The following is a 19335-nucleotide window of genomic DNA, read 5'->3' on the forward strand; positions in this document are numbered from 1 at the left end:
TACTAAATTCCTATCTTAATATTCTCTTACTGAAATATTGTTATTCCTTTTTAATTTAATATACAATTCTGGTTATTGTTCTTTATAATATTATCATTTGTAAGTTGTTGATTATCATTTACATTAAAATATTAAATGGCATGTCGTTTAGCCTTTGAGAGATTGAGTATCTTTTCTAATTAAAAATGGAGTTTTTATGTCCCCGATGCTAGATATGCCACAAATGATGGCATTTGTGTTGATTTTATTTATCTTATATATTGGCGATGTTATTTCTGCTTATACCAAAGCTTGGGTTCCCTCTGTATTTGTTTGTGCTGTGCTGTTTCTGGCTGGTTTTTGGACTTTTTTCCCGAAAGATATTGTAGCGAGAGCGGGAATACCAACATCAGTTGCCGTGATGCTAATGTACTTATTAATTACTAATATGGGGACACTATTATCGCTTAATGATTTAAAAAAACAGTGGAAGACTATTTTAATCTCTCTGTCCGGTATTGTTGGAATTATTGTTCTCTGTTTCATTATTGGTAGTCTCTTTTTTGATCGTAATACGGTCATTGTCGCCATTCCACCTCTTGTTGGCGGCATCGTATCTGCGATTATTATGTCTGGTGGTGCGAAGGCTGCTGGACTGGTTGATTTATCGGTGTTTGCTATTGTGATATATGTAATGCAGGGATTTGTTGGTTATCCATTAACTGCTATTGTATTAAAACGAGAAGGTCGCCGAATTCTGAATAGATATCGTTCAGGTAATTGGCAAAATGATAAAAATATTGAAGCGAATAGCCATAAATTAGAAGCCGTAAACGCCTTAGATGAATATCCAATGCCACCATTATTTAAAAAGATACCTAGTCACTATAATACAAGTTATTTCCAATTTTTACGTCTCTCAATAGTGGGTTTTTTAGCTTATTTATGTTCAGCTTTATTGGCGCCAATTATTAGTATTAGTCCATTTGTCTTATGTTTACTATTTGGTGTAATCGCTTCATCAATAGGTTTTTTAGAACGGCATCCGTTAAAGAAGGCTAATGGTTTTGGTTTTGCTGTCATGGCTTTAATGTTATTTATTTTTGACTCTTTGAATAATGCAACGCCAGCAATGCTATTAAACTTAGTTACACCTTTAATTGTTCTTATTTTATCAGCAGTTGTCGGAATGTTTATTTTTGCGGTAGTGATTGGTCGTATACTTAAGGTCAGTATGGATATGGCATTTGCGATTGCATTAACTGCACTTTATGGATTTCCAGCTGATTATATTATCACTAATGAGGTAATTAATAATTTGACTCATGATGAAAAAGAACGACAAATATTGAATACTCATATGCTTCCACCTATGCTAATAGGTGGTTTTATTTCAGTAACAATCGTTTCAGTGATATTGGCTGGTTTTATGGTTGGAATGATAGTTCCGGTGATAAATTAGTTAGTAATGATGAGTAATAACTAATCAGTAAGAATTTTTATAATATTTAGGTATAACGAGATATTGATGTCATCATTTGCAATGATTACAGCATTAACAGAGGTATAAAAGTGATTAATTTAAGAATAAGTGAACTAGTAATAAAATATCATACAGCAATGGTTGCGTTTCGTCGTGATCTACATCGACATCCTGAATTACCATTTGAGGAGATTAGAACGACTAATCGGATTGCTGATGAACTTGATAAAATTGGGGTAATATATAGAAGAACAGAACCAACAGGTATTATTGGTGAGATTAAAGGTGGTAAACCTGGAAAAACGGTTCTGCTTCGTGCCGATATTGATGCTTTGCCTGTACAAGAGTTAAATCAAAAAATCGATTATAAATCATCAATAGATGGCAAAATGCATGCATGTGGTCATGATTCTCATACTGCTATGCTGCTAACTGCGGTAAAAGTCCTTAACCAAATTAAAGATGATCTCACAGGTAATATTCGTTTCGTATTTCAGCCAGCAGAAGAGATTGCACAAGGCGCAAAAGTGATGATTCAACAAGGCGTACTTGATGGTGTTGATAATGTATTTGGTATGCATATATGGTCTCAAACACCTGTAAATAAAGTATCTTGTGTCGTCGGTCCAAGTTTTGCTTCTGCTGATTTATTAAAGATAAAATTTAAAGGTAAAGGGGGTCATGGTTCTATGCCACATGATACCGTTGATGCCGTAATGGTTGCTTCAGCATTTGTGATGAATGTTCAGTCGATTGTTTCTCGAGAAGTTGATCCACTAGAGCCTGCAGTGGTGACTATTGGCCGAATGGAAGTTGGAACTCGTTTTAATGTTATTGCAGAAAATGCAGTATTGGAAGGGACTGTCCGTTGTTTTAATATCAATGTACGTGAAAAGATTGTTGCCGCAATTAAACGTTATGCTAATCAAGTCGCAGCAATGTATAGAGCAACAGCAGAGGTTGAATATACGTACGGTACTTTACCTGTTATTAATGAAGAACGTAGTGCATTATTAGCGCAAGAAGTAATCACCGAAGCATTCGGTATATCATCATTATATAATGAACGACCAACAACAGGTGGTGAAGATTTTAGTTATTATATTGAAAATATTCCTGGCGCGTTTGCTTTATTAGGTTCAGGTAATCCAGAAAAAGATACACAATGGGCTCATCATCATGGTTGCTTCAATATTGATGAAGATGCAATGGCTAGAGGCGCTGAGCTGTATGCTCAATATGCTTGGGCATATTTGAATCAGCAAGCTTTCTAGAAATACTAAAAACCACGTAATAGGTTTACGTGGTTATTTTTATATTAAAAATATTGTAGTAGAATTAAACTAAATCCCATAACTGTCATGCCAGATAAAATACCTATGCTGGGGTTACGTTTTGGATCGACTTCTTTAGCTAAAGGTATCAATTCATCTACCGATAAAGCTACCATAATTCCTGCAACAGCCGCCATAATACTTGCCATTAGGGCAGGGGAGACGAAATCACCTAAAATAAAATAAGTCAAAGCCCCACCAATAATTTCTGAGAATCCTGATACACTTGCCCAAAATAGAGCCTGCCATTTAGAACCTGTTGCAATATAAATTGGTGCTGCAACAGCTAATCCTTCGGGAATATTATGAATCGCAACAGCAATTGCAATGCCAAAACCTAATTCAATATTGGTACTGGCAGTGACAAATGTTGCAATCCCTTCAGGAAAATTATGTAAACTGATACCTAATGTTAGTAATATCGCTGTTCTTTTTAACTTATTTTTATCAGTAGATGATTGAATACGTTTCATACATTCAAAATCACCATCTTCACAAGGAAGATCTTGAGGATGGCAATGAGGTAGTAAGCGATCAATTGTAAAATAACCAACTAATCCGATAATAAACATTAAATAACATAAAATAGGTGAGAAAGACGGAGTATTAAGTGCAGCAGGTAACATCTCCATTAATGAGATTAGTAACATAATACCTGCTGCGAAACCAAGAGAAAAACCAAGTAATCGAGCTGATGGTTTTTTGGTTAATATACCTAAAATAGCGCCAATAAATGTTGATGCACCTGCTAGTGTTGTTAAAATTAATGGCGTAGAAATCATGTAAGTAATACCTTGATTATGTTGCACTAATTATAGAGATACAATAAACCACCATTGACCAAATATATGCATTGCAACCATGTTTAGGATCATTAACACGAAAACAAATATCATAAATGATATATCGATACTGCCTATTGGGGGAACAATTCTTCTGATTGGTGAAATTAATGGTTCAGTTAATTGTGAGAGCACTTCTTCAAGAGGTGAATAAGAACGGCTTATCCAACTTAGTATTGCTCTGACAATAAGCATCCAAAAAATTAAATTACCAATCGAATAGACTATAGTAAGTAGTGCACATAATAGATATATTCCACTAAATAAAGGATAAGTTGTTGCTGAATATATTAAAAAAATAAATTTTAATAGCGCAATAATATAAAGAATTAGAAATGTTGCTGTATCAATACTACCGATTGGTGGTAAAACTTTTCTTAACGGGCCAACGATCGGTTGTGTGCATTTTATAATAAATTGTGTAAATGGATTATAAAAATTGACCTGTGTATACTGCATCCATGCTCGCAAAATGAAGGCATAAATACAAAGCGTCAATAGCGTATTAATAATAAAAAAAAGTGGTGATGACATGGATAACTCCTTTATATGACTTTAAGCACTATATCATAAAAAAATTTAGTTGTATTCTCTGGCCCCAAAGATAGCCGAACCAATTCTAATGGTATTACTACCTGATGCTATAGCTGCATTCATATCACCGCTCATGCCCATTGATAAAGTATCTATTCCCGCTATTTTCTGTTGTAATTCGGAATATAAATCGTAAGCTTTTAGAAATGTTTCACGCTGTTTTTTAAACTCATTTTCAGCTTTGGGGATAAACATCAAGCCTCGCAGCACTAAATTAGGCAAATTACTCATTTGAGCAGCTAATTGGGGTAATTGCTCAGGTGTGATTCCTGATTTAGTCAATTCATTACTAATATTTATTTGAATCAATACATTCAGCTTATTTAAGAATGTTGGTCTTTGATCATTTAGTCGCTGCGCTATCTTTATACGATCTACTGTATGTACCCAATCGAAATGTTCAGTAACTAAACGGGTTTTGTTTGATTGCAGAGGGCCAATAAAATGCCATTCAAGGTGAGTATCTGGGCGATGGGCGGCAAAATATTTTATTTTCTCCACGCCTTCTTGCACATAGTTTTCACCAAAAATTGTTTGTCCTGCATCGATAGCTTGTTCTATTAAAAAACAGGGTTTAGTTTTACTAACGGCAATTAGCTTAATATTACTGGGATCTCTTTCGCACTCTCTGCAAATTTCAGTAATTTCGTAATGTATATGCTGTAAATTAGTTTCAATTGTCATAATAATAAACTAAGGGTTATTTATGGAATCTCTGTTGGCATTTAGTGTAACCCAAAATGTATCTGATTTGCATCTTTCTGGTGATGGAAATGTGATTATTCGACAAAATGGTAACTTGACTCAGCTTGATGGTTGTAAATTAAACACATATGATTTGAAAAATAAACTTCTATCATTATTATCAAATAAACAATTACAAAAATTTGAAAAGGAGAAACAACTCGACTTTGTTTATTCCCATCAGGATTTAGGTCGTTTTAGATATCATATTTTTTATCAAGCTAATGGTATTTCAGCCTGCATACGTATTATTAACAATATAATTCCCTCTTTCTATGATATTGGTGCTCCAGAAATATTTAAATCATTGGCGTTAAAGCATCAAGGATTAATTTTAATTACTGGAGCAACCGGTAGTGGTAAATCAACAACTTTAGCTGCCATGATTGAATACATTAACCAGAATGAGTATAAGCATATTATTACATTAGAAGAACCAATCGAATTTATTTATCAAAATACAAAATCATTGATTCAGCAACGAGAAATCGGTATGCACTGTAATAGCTATTCTGATGGGCTAAAAGCGGTACTGCGGCAAGATCCTGATGTTATTGTAATTGGGGAGCTACGAGATAAAGTCACTATTGAAGGCGCCTTACAAGCTGCAGAAACAGGTCATATTGTATTTGCAACATTACATACAAACTCTGCAATATCAACAATCAACCGTATTATTAATGTATTTCCTGATGAATCAAGGTATTTTATTCGAACTCAATTAGCTAATTCATTACAATGCATTGTCGCGCAACAATTAATTGCTTGTAATCAATCTCATCGAAAAGCTATTTTTGAAATATTAATTAATATTCCAGCTGTAAGTAATTTGATTCAAGAGGGAAAAACTAAACAGTTAGTATCTGTTATGCAGATGGGTAAAGAATATGGAATGCAGCTTTTTTAAAATAATAAAGATACCTTAAGGTATCTTTATTACATAATAATATTGTCTTATCGATATTATACTTATAGTACAACAAGTATTAAGACTAAAGTAATAACACCTAAAACTATAGTAGCAATACCAAATTTACCTTGTAATGGAAGTAGCTTAGCTAATAGTTGCTGACCTTTTTCTTCTGATTTCGCATTTTTGGATAGAACGTAGGTATTAATTAAATTAAATCCAAGAATAAAACCTAAAACCGCTTCAACTACAGCGATAGCTAGAATCAAAATAAATAATACAACTAAACCATTACCTAAAAGTAAACCGGCATTCAGTAATACACTGATTAAGCTCCAGATCCCCCAAATGAATATAACAACGCCAATCTAACCTTGATAATGTGTGATTTTATCTAATATATTCTTTGCATCAGGTTTTTTACTTAAAATTAATGAAGGGACTGCTAAAATTCCAGAAATAATCAATACAATAGCTTCTAACATCGTTTTCTTTTCCTTATAAGTTTAATCGTTATTATGTATATTTTTATTGATAAATAAAAAAGCGTGCAAATTATCTTTTTTTTTAATATAGATCAATATATTTGCACTATTTTTTTATTATAATCAACGCTATTAAGCTAATTCTTTATCAGTAAATAGCCCATTAAACAAATCAGTACTTAAATAGCGTTCGCCTGATGAAGGTAGAATTACAACAATTGTTTTATCTTTATTTTCAGGCAATTTTGCTAGTTTATCCGCGGCAAATACAGCTGCACCAGAAGATATACCAGCAAGTATTCCTTCTTTATCCATAATTTTACGTGCAGTATCAATCGCTTCTTCATTCGATACTTTTTCAACTAAATCAATTAAGCTTAAATCTAGATTGTCGGGGATGAAACCCGCGCCAATACCTTGGATTTTATGAGGACCTGGTTGGATAGGCTCACCAGCTAAAGCTTGTGATATTACTGGTGAAGTTAATGGTTCAACTGCAACAGCAGTAATTGCCTTTCCTTGAGTTTTCTTTAAATAACGTGTTACACCAGTAAATGTACCGCCTGTTCCAACTCCTGCAATGAATATATCAACTTGACCATCGGTATCTTGCCATATTTCTGGACCTGTTGTCTTTTCATGAATTTCTGGATTTGATGGATTACTAAATTGTTGTAACATTAGATTATGTTTAGGATCGCTAGCAATAATCTCTTCGGCTTTAGCGATAGCTCCTTTCATGCCTTTAGCTGCATCTGTTAGAATAAGGTTTGCACCAAGTATTTTAAGTAATTTACGACGCTCAATACTCATGCTTTCTGGCATTGTTAACGTTAATTTATAGCCTCTTGCTGCCGCAACAGCAGCTAATGCGATCCCTGTGTTACCACTGGTTGGTTCAATAAGTTCAACATCAGGTGTCAGAAGCCCACGCTTTTCAGCATCCCAGATCATATTGGAAGCTATACGGCATTTTACACTAAAACTAGGATTGCGAGATTCGACTTTTGCTAATATATTACCGTTACCAAAGTGTTTTAAACGAACAAGAGGGGTTCGACCTATCGTTTGTGAATTATCATCAAATATTCTGCTCATTAAAAAATCCTCTTATAGTATCAATGGATGTCATTATATTAAGTATATTGTATATATTGTTAAAATTATAAAGCTTTAATTAAGGGGAAAGATACTAATAATTTGTTATAAGGTTATACTTATTTGAAATAAGCAGTCTGCCTTCTGATGATATTATCAATGGCTACTGTCATCAAATATTGGATGAAATTTGACTTCTCCAGACTGAGTCAGCTGTTCCTTAAATACTAATTTCATAAAATATCTTTCCTCAACACCTGTATATACTAGCGGCGATGCTGGTTTGAAACCCATTCGAGAATAATATTCAGGATCTCCTATCACTACACATCAATCAATATTTAGAGCCTTTAATTGTGTTAAGGATTCTTTTATCAATGCTTTACCTATACCTTGTTTTTGATTTTTTGGTAAAACAGCTAATGGTGCAAGCCTTAGCCAATTGCAAGGTTTATCATTAATTGTTATAGGGCTTAATGCAATATAACCAACAATTTCTTTATCGATCAAGGCCACTTGAATGTTAATAAATGTTCTCTTCGTAAATTTTCAACTAATACATATTCATTGTTATTACTATAAGGATGATTAGCAAAAGCCTGTTTTAGTAAATGACTAATTGATGAAATATCTTGTGTCAGCTCTGCTCTAATCTGCATTTTTTCTCCATTACGCTATATCGAGTATTGTAGTACAAAACATCCGTAAATCACACCAATGGATACTTATGCTATGTTTAATTTATTGCTGTATTTTGGATATGATAACTAATTAATGCTCCTATTTTATATCAATAAATAGACAAATATTATCCTGATATTTAACGAGTTATAAAAATTAGAGCGTTTTTTAGTTAAAACATGGTTAATAGCCTTTAATTTTCTATAATAGTAAATCATACTAAAAAAGAAATATTCTTATAAAACTTATACTCTATTTATAATTGATATCTTATATTAAGATAAGTTAAATATATAAACTTAACTTTAGCATGAATTATTTACTATCCCATTGATTTAAAAGGTGGTTTAGCTAACCAAATTGTAATGATTAAACAGATGAATATCCCACCACACAACCAAAATATATCATTAGCAGATAATATTAAGCTTTGTGCTGATATTTGTTCATTAATATAGGTTGATGTTTGTAATTCAGATAATCCCTTTGATGCCATCTCGTGATAGTATTCCACAGTATTTGGGTTATATGGTGTAATTGATTCAGTTAGCTGTGCATGATGTAGTGATGCACGATCCGCCCACATAGTTGTTGTAATCGATGTTCCAACTGATCCAGCAAGTGTACGGAAAAAATTAGCTAAACTAGATGCTGAAGCTAATCGCTCGGCGGGTAGGCCAGATAGGGTCAGTATTGTTAATGGCATAAAGAAGCAAGCAACCGCGATACCTTGTATTAATTGAGGCATTGCTATACCGATAAAATCTATGTTTATTTCAAAAGTATAAGCCCGCCAGAAAAAGCATAGCGCATAAAATAGAAAAGATGTCGTAATTACCCAACGGATATCGATATGATCACTAATTTTAGCAACGTATGTTGATAATATGAGTGGTAATAAGCCAATTGGTGCAAGTGCTATCCCTGACCAAGTCGCAGTATATCCAAAAACTTCTTGCAAAAGTTGCGGTAATAAAACAATTGCACCAAAATAAGCCATATAAGATAAGCTAGTCGAAATAGTACCAATTGAAAAATTTCTCATCTTAAACAATGAAAGATCAACAACAGGATTTTTATTATTCAGTTCCCAAATAACTAAAAAAGTCAGTGCAATTACTGATACAATTGCTAATATAACTATCTCATTTGACGCTAACCAATTTAGCTGTTGACCTTGATCTAATAAAACTTGTAAAGAACCTACACCGACAGTTAATAATGCTAAACCAATATAATTGAATGGTAATTTTACAGCCGTTGACTCCATGGGCTTTAAGATAAGAAGTCCGACAATAACTACCATAATACCGATCGGGATATTCATAAAAAATATCCATCCCCAATTATAGTTATCGCTAATGTATCCACCAAATATTGGTCCAAATACCGGTGCTAAAATAATTGTCATTGACCATAAAGCTAACGCTATTTTTTGTAAGGCAAGGGGATAACCTCGTAATAAAATACTCTGTGATAATGGAATTACTGGACCTGCAACAGCACCTTGAATAACTCTAAAAAGAATTAATGTTCCTAAGCTATCTGATATACCACATAAAAATGAAAATAGGGTGAAAAGGCCTGTTGCCCATAAGAAAACTTTGACCTCTCCATATCTTTTAGCTAAAAAGCCTGAAATGGCAATAGAAATAGCATTTGAAACACCAAATGCTGTAATAACCCAATCACCTTGTGTCGTCGATACGCCTAATGATCCTGAAATTGTTGGGATCGCAACATTTGCAATTGTTGAGTCTAATACTTGCATAAATGTTGCGAATGACAACACGATTGTCATTAGAACCAGTTTTCCCCCTTTAAACGGTTGAACTGTTGCCATTTTACTGCTCCAATGAATCTTGATAGGTATTTGATAAGATAATATTGTTGATTTCTTTATCTATATCATTCAAATTTAATATCAAAGCTTCACTTACATAAAACGGTGTTGTTCTTGGCGAGGTTGCTAAGATTTTGCCTGAACTGTCTTTGGTATTAATCGTGACATTCATCGATAAACCTATTCGTAATGGATATTGACTCACTTGTTGTTGATCTAGCTCAATTCTTACAGGTAATCGTTGGACAACTTTAATCCAATTTCCTGTTGCATTTTGAGCTGGGAGTAATGAGAATGCACTACCGGTACCCATATTGATACCAACAACCTGTCCAGTGTAAGTTATATCATCGCCATAGAGATCACTTGTCACAGTAACAGATTGTCCAATTCGAATATTTTGTAATTGAGTTTCTTTAAAATTAGCATCAACCCAGACAGGTTCAGTTGGTACAATAACCATTAATTGAGAAGAGCTATCTACTTGAGAACCTACATTGACATTACTTCTAGCTACATATCCAGTTATTGGGCTACGAATTTTCGTTCTTTGTAAAGCAATCCAAGCTTGACGGACATTATCTGCTGCTTGTTTAACCGCGGGTTGTTGATCTAAGTTTACACCATTAACTAATGCTTGATTGGCATTATACTGTTGCATTGATATTTCAACTTGAAGCTGTGCAATTTCCATTGTCTGTTTAGCATGTTGCAACTCTTCTATTGATATATCATCTTTACGTCCTAAAGATAATCGTCGATTATAGTCTTGTTGAGCTTGTAATAAGCTAATTTTGGCTGATTTAATTTTAGCTAAATACTCAGCTGAGTCGATATATAAGGCTTGTGTTTGGCGTACCGTATTGGCTAATGAATCTTTAGCTTGTTGGTAGGCGAGATTAGCATCAGTATCATCTAATACGATTAATATATCTCCTGCTTTAACAAGATTGGTATTTGTAACATTAACTTTTGTTACCTTACCGCTGGTTTGAGCGATAACTGGCGCTTGTATTCCAGATACATAGGCATCATCGGTAGATACATTGTTACGCAAATCGATAAACCAATAAATGCCGTAACCAATTAATAATAAAATAAATATACCACTGGCAATTAGCATCCATTTTTTGCGTCGCTCAGGGTTATCTTTAAGTGAACTTGTTTGTGTGTCCATAAATAATTATCTCTCTTCTTAATGGCGGACCTATATCAATATTTTTATTTTAATTAAGTACTCAGTAAATATTGTCATTAAAATAGTTAATTGGTGCCTTAATCTACTTTTTTGTCATCATATTAAATATTTTAGTTAAAAAATATACTTTTAAAGTCTGAAATGACCATTTTTAATGTTATTTTTCGTTTTTTTTGCAGTTTACTTTTCACTATACAATGTTCTGTTTTTTATGTAGATTATGGGCACTAGCTTTTATTGAAGGTGTTAATGTGAGTCAAACAGAAAACACATTAGTATTAGAACAAAAAAATCGATTAAATATTGGTATTAGTAAATGTTTATTAGGTGAAAATGTTCGATATGATGGTAACAATAAACGATTAGAATTCGCAGTTATGCGTCTTCAACCTTATGCCAATTATCTAGCTATTTGTCCTGAAATGGCTATTGGTTTACCGAGTCCTAGACCGACCCTTGGGTTATATCGATTGCGTAACCAACAGATTATTATCCGTTTTAATGAGAGTAGAAATGATGCTATTGATGAACAAATAAGGCTATTCTCTCAACAGACAATTACAAAATTAAGTACATTATGCGGTTATATTGTTTGTGCAAAATCACCAAGTTGTGGTTTGAATAACGCAAAATTATTGGATAATGATAGTCTAGAGTTTATCTCTTTTACCGATGGTATATTTACTGCTCATTTACGTGATACATACCCCTGGCTTCCAATTATTGATAATCAGCAACTTATGGATTCAGAAAGTCAAGATCACTTTATGATCCGAGTATTTGCGCTACATAAATTGAACCAATTAAAAAATAAAGGTTTGAATCGTAATAAATTATTAGAATTTCATAGTCGTTATAAATTATTACTACTTGCTCACTCGCAACCTTTATATCGGCAATTAGGACCATTTGTTGCAAAAATAGCAGAATGGGATAACTTGGATGATTTTTTTATTGAATATCGCAACCGTTTAATGCTGTTGTTAGCACAGCCAGCAACGCGAGAAAATCATACAAATGTTTTGATGCATATGCAGGGTTATTTCAATCGTTATTTAACCGCAGATCAAAAAAAATCATTTACAGATACTATTTTAAGTTATCATCAAGGACAAACGTCACTACAGACTGTCATATCATGTATAAAATCATATTTAATACAATATCCCAATAAATATTTATCTGAACAATACTATTTTGTCTATTATCCAGAACCATTACCGAAATAATGGTACCTAAAAAATAGAGATAATTTAATATGATGAATCGAGGATATTATTGATTAAAAGCTACTTTTCATCATTTTCTATTCTTTGTTCAAGTTGAGACAAGTAATAGCGACAACGAGCTAATCTCTCTTCAATTATTTTTAGTTGATTTTTTTTCTCGATTATATTTATCGTATTAGATTGTTCCAGTTCATGTCTCATTGATTCTAAGCGATTTAAATAACCGGAATTTCTTACATATTGTTCATGAAGTGTTTCATTTTGGTGGGGGAGCTTTTCTGTATTACGCAGTGATAGTGTCGCAAGTTCTCGTTGCATTGCCTCCAATTGATAAACAATAAGCTCAGACAAATAAACAATAAGTTCAATATTTGGTGGGGGAGATTCCCGATGAACAAGATTAACTAATTTTTGATAATTTGTTTTTAACTCTGATAAGTAAGGTTCATAACCATTTAATAATGGACCCTGATAATTAAAAAGTTGGGCATCAAAACAGGGGGAGTTTCTTTTTATATGGGGTAATGACGCAAACTGTTCTGTTAGTGATTGTATTTTGTCATTGAGGTTAGCTAAAAAAACATCATTTTTATTCACGAAATATTACCTTATTTGGACTTATCTAATCTTAACTGCCTATATCGTTATCATTTAAGTAATGGTTTGATAAGTCGTATAATCGCATAAATACCATTAAATTCATCTCATCTTTTTTTATTGGTTTTGACGGTAATATACCTATTTTAATTAATTTTTGTTGGGTTTCTAAATACCAAGGTAATAAATTAAGCGGTAATGGACTATTTGCTCGCTTACCTAACCACAAAATACCTTGTATTGGAATGCTAATCGCAAAAATAGTGGCAATGATTGCACTTACCATACCTGTTTGTAAATAATATTGCCAAATAAATAGAACTGCAATTAAAGGTGGTAAATATTTCATAGCAAATTTTATATATAAAATTACTTTAATTTCAGGGAATGAATGTGCTAATTGTTGATCTGTAGCACAAATTTTCATATAAGTATGTCCTGTTTTAAATAACTTTATCAAATTCATTATTTGAGGATTCCTCGACAATGATTATTAATTGTCTTACAATAGTGAGCATAAATTTTTTAAGGTTTTATTATTCTAGTTTATCTACAATGGTAGATGATATCAAAAATAAAATCTTTAAATAAGTTTAATCATTTCGATTAATTTAATGAGTACTTTATTTAACAGTATAACCAATATGATTCATTTTGGTGTATTTCTTTTATTTTAAAAAAGGGTTTAATATGTCGAACAATGTTGTTCTAGTTCTTAATTGTGGTAGTTCTTCACTAAAATTTGCCATTATCGATCCAGTAAATGGTGATGAATATATTTCTGGTTTAGCTGAGTGTTTTAATCTACCTGAAGCTAGAATTAAATGGAAGTTAGATGGTGAAAAGTCCGAAGCATCATTAGGTGCAGGTGCAGCACACAGTCAAGCATTACAATTTATTGTTAAAAATATTTTTAGCAAAAAGCCTGAATTACTTGCTAATATTAAAGCAATTGGTCACCGAATTGTTCATGGTGGTGAAAAATATACTCAATCTGTCATTATTGATGATTCAGTATTAAAAGGTATTGAAGATGCAGCTGCATTTGCACCTTTACATAACCCTGCACATTTGATTGGTATCAAAGAAGCATTTGCTGCTTTCCCACACTTAAAAGATAAAAATGTTGCAGTATTTGATACTGCTTTCCATACTACTATGCCTAAAGAAGCTTATTTATATGCTTTACCTAAAGAGCTTTATGAAAAACACGCTATTCGTCGTTATGGTGCTCATGGTACAAGCCACGCCTACGTTAGCCGTGAAGCTGCTAAAATTTTGAATAAACCTGTTGAACAAACAAATGTTATTACATGTCATTTAGGTAATGGTGCATCAATTACAGCGGTTAAAAATGGTAAATGTGTTGAAACTTCAATGGGATTAACGCCATTAGAAGGGTTAGTAATGGGAACTCGTAGTGGTGATATTGATCCTGCAATCATGTTTTTCTTACACGATAATTTAAAAATGTCTGTTGCTGATATCAATAACTTATTAAACAAAAAATCAGGTTTATTAGGGTTAACCGGTGTGAGTAGTGACTGCCGTTATGTTGAAGAACATTATGGTAAAGATGAGGGTGCAACAAATGCGTTAGATGTTTTTGTTCATCGTTTAGTTAAATATATTGGTGGATATAGCGTATTACTTGATGGTCGTCTTGATGCTATTGTTTTCACTGGCGGAATCGGTGAAAACTCTGGAACTGTACGTGAGAAAGTGATGAAAAAATTGAGTATTCTTGGTTTTGAACTTGATCAAGAACGTAATCTTGCAGCTCGTTTTGGTAAGAGTGGTGCGATTAACAAAGAGGGAACTCGTTGTGCTCTAGTTATTCCAACTAACGAAGAGCTCGTTATTGCACAAGATGCTGCTCGATTAACAGCATAAGATATTACCGCCTGAATCAGGCGGTTTTTTTTGATTGATATTAAAGGAGTATATACAATGGCTCGTACAATTATGTTAATTCCTACCGGCTCAAATGTTGGATTAACAGGTGTTAGCTTAGGCGTTATTCGTGCGATGGAACGTCAAGGTGTAAAAATAAGCCTATTTAAATTAATTGCTCAATCTGCTTTAGGTGAAGATCGTTTAGATCAAACGACTGCTTTGATTCAAAGTAATACATCAATACCAACTAATAAACCATTAAAAATGAGTTATGTTGAAAAATTGTTAGGATTAAATCAACAAGATGTATTGATGGAAGAAGTTGTTGCACTTTATGCTGAAAGCAGCAAAGATTCAGAAGTTGTTTTAGTTGAAGGTATTGTTCCTACTTCTCACTACCCATTTGCAAATGAGTTAAATCATAGTATTGCTAAAACGCTGGGTGCTGAAATTGTTTTTGTTATGGGAATGGGTAGTGATAAACCAGAACAAATAAAAGATAAAATTGAGATTGCGCGTGCTAATTTCGGTGGTATAAAAAATGATAAAATTATCGGTGTTATTTTCAATAAAGTGAATGCACCGTTAGATGCTCAAACATTAGTTAGACCTGATGTCGTTGATATCTATAACATAAACACGCCAAAATTTGATGCAAATAAAATCACGATTGATGATTTAAAACCACATAGCCCATTACCCGTGTTAGGCTGTATTCCATGGAATATTAATTTATCTGCATGTCGTACAATTGATATGGCTAACCATCTTAATGCAAAAATTATTAACCGTGGTGAAATCAGTTCTCGACGTATTCAACATATTTCATTTTGCTCACGTAGTGTACCGAATATTATCTCGCATTTAATTCCTAATGCATTATTAGTTACATCTGCAGATCGTGCCGATATTTTAACAACAATTTCTTTAGCTGTTATGAATGGGACTGAAATCGGTGGTGTTCTATTAACTGGCGGATATGATATCGAAAAACAAGTATATGATCTATGCAAACCAGCATTTGATACTGGCTTACCTATTTTTGGTGTCGATACTAATACATTCCAAACATCAATTAATTTACAACGTTTTAATTTGGAAATTCCAGTCGATGATAAAGAACGCCTGGATTTAACGCAAAACTTTGTTGCTGATTACATCGACTCTTCTTGGATTAGTTCATTGGCACAACAAGATAAATCGAATAGTATTCGTTTATCTCCTCCTGCATTCCGTTATCAATTAACTGAATTGGCTCGTAAAGCACAAAAAACAATTGTATTACCTGAAGGTGATGAACCAAGAACAATTAAAGCTGCTGCTATTTGTGCTGAAAAGGGAATTGCAAACTGTATATTATTAGGAAATCCAGATAGCGTTAAACATGTTGCTGCATCTCAAGGTGTAACATTAGGAAAAAATGTTACTATTTTAGATCCAGATGTTATTCGTGAAAATTATGTTGCTCGATTAGTTGAGTTACGTAAAAACAAAGGGATGACTGAAATTTTAGCAAGAGAACAATTAGCTGACAATGTCGTATTAGGTACGATGATGTTAGAAAAAAATGAAGTTGATGGATTAGTTTCTGGTGCGGTACATACAACAGCAAATACTATTCGTCCTCCATTGCAGTTAATTAAAACCGCTCCAGGTAGCTCACTTGTTTCTTCCGTGTTCTTTATGTTAATGCCTGAACAAGTTTACATCTATGGTGACTGTGCGATTAATCCAGACCCAAATGCGCAAGAACTTGCTGAAATTGCTATTCAATCTGCTGATACTGCAATTGCTTTTGGTATTGAACCAAAAGTTGCAATGATCTCTTACTCAACGGGTAATTCTGGTCAAGGTGCCGATGTTGAGAAGGTAAAAGAAGCGACTCGTATTGCACAAGAAAAACGTCCAGATCTATTAATTGACGGTCCACTTCAATACGATGCGGCAGTAATGCCTGATGTTGCAAAATCAAAAGCGCCTAATTCTAAAGTCGCTGGGCAGGCAACCGTATTTATTTTCCCTGACTTAAATACAGGTAATACTACATACAAAGCGGTACAACGTTCAGCTGATCTTATTTCTATTGGACCAATGCTACAAGGTATGCGTAAGCCTGTTAATGACTTGTCTCGCGGTGCTTTAGTGGACGATATTGTTTATACTATCGCATTAACAGCTATTCAGGCGACACAACAGTAATATTCTGTTATTGTATGAAGTAGCATTAATTATATGAGGTGATATAATATCGCCTCATATTTATTTAGGGTCTTTAAAGATAATATTTTTATCAAATTAGTATCTTTAAATATCTTAAATTTTTAATAGAATCAAAAAATCTATTTTGATGTTGATTTTAGTCCACTTATTTTGCTTTAGGAAAATTTTAATGACAAAAGACATCCACCAACAACGTGTTTTAATTCTTGATTTTGGTTCACAAGTAACGCAGCTAATTGCTCGTCGTGTGAGGGAAATCGGTGTGTATTGTGAGCTTTGGCCATGGGATGTATCAGAAGAGAAGATCAAACAATTTAATCCTAAGGGGATTATTTTATCTGGTAGCCCAGAGAGTACAACTGAAGCAAATAGTCCAAGAGCACCTGAGTATGTCTTTAATGCTGGTGTTCCTGTATTAGGGATTTGTTATGGTATGCAAACCATGGCGATTCAAGTTGGTAAAGGTGGTCAGGTTACTGGTTCAAATCAGCGTGAGTTTGGTTATGCAAAAGTTGAACTGGTCAATTCATCACGTTTAACTGATGGAATCTTTGATAGTAAAAACAGTGCTGAGCATGATGAACTTGATGTTTGGATGAGTCACGGTGATAAAGTGACCGCCATTCCAGATAACTTTACCTTAATTGGCCGTACTGAAACGTGCCCGTTTGCAATTATGGCTAATGATGAAAAACAATTTTATGGTGTACAATTTCATCCAGAAGTCACTCATACCGTAAAAGGTTTAGAGTTATTACAACGCTTTGTTATTGATATTTGTCAGTGTGAAAAACTATGGACACCATCATCCATTATTACTGATGCCGTAGCTCGAATTAAACAGAAAGTAGGTAAAGATAAAGTTTTATTAGGTTTGTCTGGTGGAGTTGACTCGTCTGTTACTGCATTATTACTACATCAAGCGATTGGTGAGCAATTAACATGTGTTTTTGTTGACCATGGTTTATTGCGTTTAAACGAAGCTCAACAGGTAATGGATATGTTTGGCGATAAGTTTGGTCTTAATATCATTGCTGTAAATGCTGAAAACCGTTTTATGAATGCATTAAAAGGTGAAGCAGATCCTGAAGCTAAGCGTAAAATTATCGGGCGTGAATTCGTAGCTGTATTTGATGAGGAAGCTGTAAAACTAAAAGATGTAAAATGGCTAGCACAAGGCACAATTTATCCAGATGTTATTGAATCTGCAGCAGCAGATACTGGTAAAGCGCATGTTATTAAATCACACCATAACGTTGGTGGTTTACCAGAAGATATGAAGATGGGCTTAGTTGAACCATTACGTGAACTGTTTAAAGATGAGGTGCGTAAAGTAGGATTAGAGCTTGGCTTGCCTTACGATATGTTATATCGTCATCCATTCCCAGGACCAGGGCTAGGTGTTCGAGTTCTTGGTGAGGTGAAAAAAGAGTTTTGTGATTTATTGCGTCAAGCTGATGCTATTTTTATTGAAGAACTATATAAAGCGGATCTTTATCATAAAGTTAGTCAGGCTTTTACAGTATTCTTACCCGTTCGTTCTGTTGGTGTAATGGGGGATGGACGTAAATATGATTGGGTTGTATCACTTCGTGCCGTAGAAACGGTCGATTTTATGACTGCTCATTGGGCTCATTTACCTTATGAATTTTTAGGTCGTGTTTCAAATCGTATCATTAATGAAGTCAATGGGATCTCCCGTGTTGTTTATGATATTAGTGGCAAACCGCCGGCGACAATCGAGTGGGAATAAAGTTTGCTTTTCTGTTAACATCCGTTAACATCTAAAAAAGCCAGTGATATCAATAGTGTCACTGGCTTTTTTGTCTATTGAAATCTGCTGCTTTCTAGTGAAATATTCAAATTTTTACCGTTACAAAAATACCTAATAGCCTATTTTTAGATAAATTTTAATCTCTCTTTTTTTAATGTTTTATGATAGTTATTTAAAATGAATTGATATTTTTATGTAAAAAATTAGATAAATAAAATAATTACATTTACATATTATTTTCGATTAATTGTGATTAAAATTATGATTTAATTTTTTTAAGTTTTTTTTTTATTGTATTTTTTATTGATTAATAAAAATACGATAATTTTTACATGAAACCGTTTATATAAAGGCGATTTATTATAACTTATAGTTTTTTTCTATACAAAAAAAGCTTTTTCATATCAGAATCTTTAATATGTAAATTT

The 19335-nt window shown here is 33.3% G+C and carries 18 protein-coding genes; 7 read left to right on the top strand and 11 right to left on the bottom strand.

Annotated elements, in window-relative coordinates:
• Positions 1 to 196 precede the first annotated feature (196 nt).
• Together RHO11_01480 and RHO11_01485 are read left to right on the top strand one after the other, a co-directional pair.
• Entirely contained in the window at positions 197 to 1441 is a 1245-nt protein-coding gene (locus tag RHO11_01480) for a hypothetical protein (GenBank protein WVD61824.1), read from the top strand.
• A gap of 110 nt (positions 1442 to 1551) precedes the next feature.
• On the top strand, positions 1552 to 2736 hold the full coding sequence (locus tag RHO11_01485) for a M20 family metallopeptidase (protein ID WVD61825.1): 1185 nt from the start codon (positions 1552 to 1554) through the stop codon (positions 2734 to 2736).
• Between the two features lie 44 nt (positions 2737 to 2780).
• On the opposite strand, the gene zupT is transcribed toward RHO11_01485, so the two are convergent.
• Genes zupT through RHO11_01500 form a run of 3 tightly spaced genes read right to left on the bottom strand, consistent with a single transcriptional unit; the run spans position 2781 to position 4916 of the window.
• A complete protein-coding gene (zupT, locus tag RHO11_01490; GenBank protein WVD61826.1) occupies positions 2781 to 3578 on the bottom strand; it encodes a zinc transporter ZupT in 798 nt (265 codons plus the stop codon).
• A 30-nt stretch (positions 3579 to 3608) separates the two neighbouring features.
• The gene (locus RHO11_01495) at positions 3609 to 4172 is read right to left on the bottom strand and encodes a YggT family protein (protein WVD61827.1); all 564 of its coding nucleotides are present in this window, start codon (positions 4170 to 4172) and stop codon (positions 3609 to 3611) included.
• Between the two features lie 45 nt (positions 4173 to 4217).
• The gene (locus RHO11_01500; GenBank protein WVD61828.1) at positions 4218 to 4916 is read right to left on the bottom strand and encodes a YggS family pyridoxal phosphate-dependent enzyme; all 699 of its coding nucleotides are present in this window, start codon (positions 4914 to 4916) and stop codon (positions 4218 to 4220) included.
• A 22-nt stretch (positions 4917 to 4938) separates the two neighbouring features.
• On the opposite strand from RHO11_01500, the gene RHO11_01505 reads away from it, so the two are divergent.
• On the top strand, positions 4939 to 5883 hold the full coding sequence (locus RHO11_01505) for a PilT/PilU family type 4a pilus ATPase (protein ID WVD61829.1): 945 nt from the start codon (positions 4939 to 4941) through the stop codon (positions 5881 to 5883).
• Between the two features lie 62 nt (positions 5884 to 5945).
• On the opposite strand, the gene RHO11_01510 is transcribed toward RHO11_01505, so the two are convergent.
• From RHO11_01510 to RHO11_01535, 6 genes are all read right to left on the bottom strand, one after another.
• A complete protein-coding gene (locus RHO11_01510; GenBank protein WVD61830.1) occupies positions 5946 to 6155 on the bottom strand; it encodes a hypothetical protein in 210 nt (69 codons plus the stop codon).
• A 348-nt stretch (positions 6156 to 6503) separates the two neighbouring features.
• The gene (cysK, locus tag RHO11_01515; GenBank protein ID WVD61831.1) at positions 6504 to 7469 is read right to left on the bottom strand and encodes a cysteine synthase A; all 966 of its coding nucleotides are present in this window, start codon (positions 7467 to 7469) and stop codon (positions 6504 to 6506) included.
• Positions 7470 to 7799: 330 nt separating this feature from the next.
• Positions 7800 to 7979, bottom strand: coding sequence for a GNAT family N-acetyltransferase (locus tag RHO11_01520; protein ID WVD61832.1), 180 nt, complete (start codon positions 7977 to 7979; stop codon positions 7800 to 7802).
• The gene (locus tag RHO11_01525; protein ID WVD61833.1) at positions 7976 to 8128 is read right to left on the bottom strand and encodes a hypothetical protein; all 153 of its coding nucleotides are present in this window, start codon (positions 8126 to 8128) and stop codon (positions 7976 to 7978) included. The genes RHO11_01520 and RHO11_01525 overlap by 4 nt, the downstream gene beginning before the upstream one ends.
• A 344-nt stretch (positions 8129 to 8472) precedes the next feature.
• Positions 8473 to 9993: a DHA2 family efflux MFS transporter permease subunit gene (locus tag RHO11_01530; protein ID WVD61834.1), complete on the bottom strand. Its 1521-nt coding sequence runs from the start codon at positions 9991 to 9993 to the stop codon at positions 8473 to 8475.
• 1 nt (position 9994) lies between these two features.
• Positions 9995 to 11170 (bottom strand): EmrA/EmrK family multidrug efflux transporter periplasmic adaptor subunit, encoded by a 1176-nt coding sequence (locus RHO11_01535; protein ID WVD61835.1) that lies wholly within the window; start codon positions 11168 to 11170, stop codon positions 9995 to 9997.
• A 272-nt stretch (positions 11171 to 11442) separates the two neighbouring features.
• Here RHO11_01535 and RHO11_01540 point away from each other — a divergent pair, with 272 nt between their 5' ends.
• Positions 11443 to 12420, top strand: coding sequence for a DUF523 and DUF1722 domain-containing protein (locus RHO11_01540; GenBank protein WVD61836.1), 978 nt, complete (start codon positions 11443 to 11445; stop codon positions 12418 to 12420).
• A 60-nt stretch (positions 12421 to 12480) separates the two neighbouring features.
• Here RHO11_01540 and priC read toward each other — a convergent pair whose 3' ends face one another.
• Positions 12481 to 13017, bottom strand: coding sequence for a primosomal replication protein PriC (gene priC / locus RHO11_01545; GenBank protein ID WVD61837.1), 537 nt, complete (start codon positions 13015 to 13017; stop codon positions 12481 to 12483).
• Between the two features lie 31 nt (positions 13018 to 13048).
• Positions 13049 to 13483, bottom strand: a complete 435-nt coding sequence (yfbV, locus tag RHO11_01550) for a terminus macrodomain insulation protein YfbV (protein ID WVD61838.1) — start codon at positions 13481 to 13483, stop codon at positions 13049 to 13051.
• A gap of 224 nt (positions 13484 to 13707) precedes the next feature.
• Between yfbV and RHO11_01555 the strand changes: the two genes are divergently transcribed.
• The 3 genes from RHO11_01555 to guaA all read left to right on the top strand — a co-directional run bounded on the left by RHO11_01555 (position 13708) and on the right by guaA (position 18886).
• Entirely contained in the window at positions 13708 to 14910 is a 1203-nt protein-coding gene (locus tag RHO11_01555; protein WVD61839.1) for an acetate kinase, read from the top strand.
• 57 nt (positions 14911 to 14967) lie between these two features.
• Positions 14968 to 17112 (top strand): phosphate acetyltransferase, encoded by a 2145-nt coding sequence (gene pta / locus RHO11_01560; protein ID WVD61840.1) that lies wholly within the window; start codon positions 14968 to 14970, stop codon positions 17110 to 17112.
• Positions 17113 to 17302: 190 nt separating this feature from the next.
• Positions 17303 to 18886: a glutamine-hydrolyzing GMP synthase gene (gene guaA / locus RHO11_01565; GenBank protein WVD61841.1), complete on the top strand. Its 1584-nt coding sequence runs from the start codon at positions 17303 to 17305 to the stop codon at positions 18884 to 18886.
• Positions 18887 to 19335: the final 449 nt, after the last annotated feature.

It is taken from the genome of Orbaceae bacterium BiB, from assembly GCA_036251205.1.
Lineage (GTDB): Bacteria > Pseudomonadota > Gammaproteobacteria > Enterobacterales > Orbaceae > Orbus > Orbus mooreae.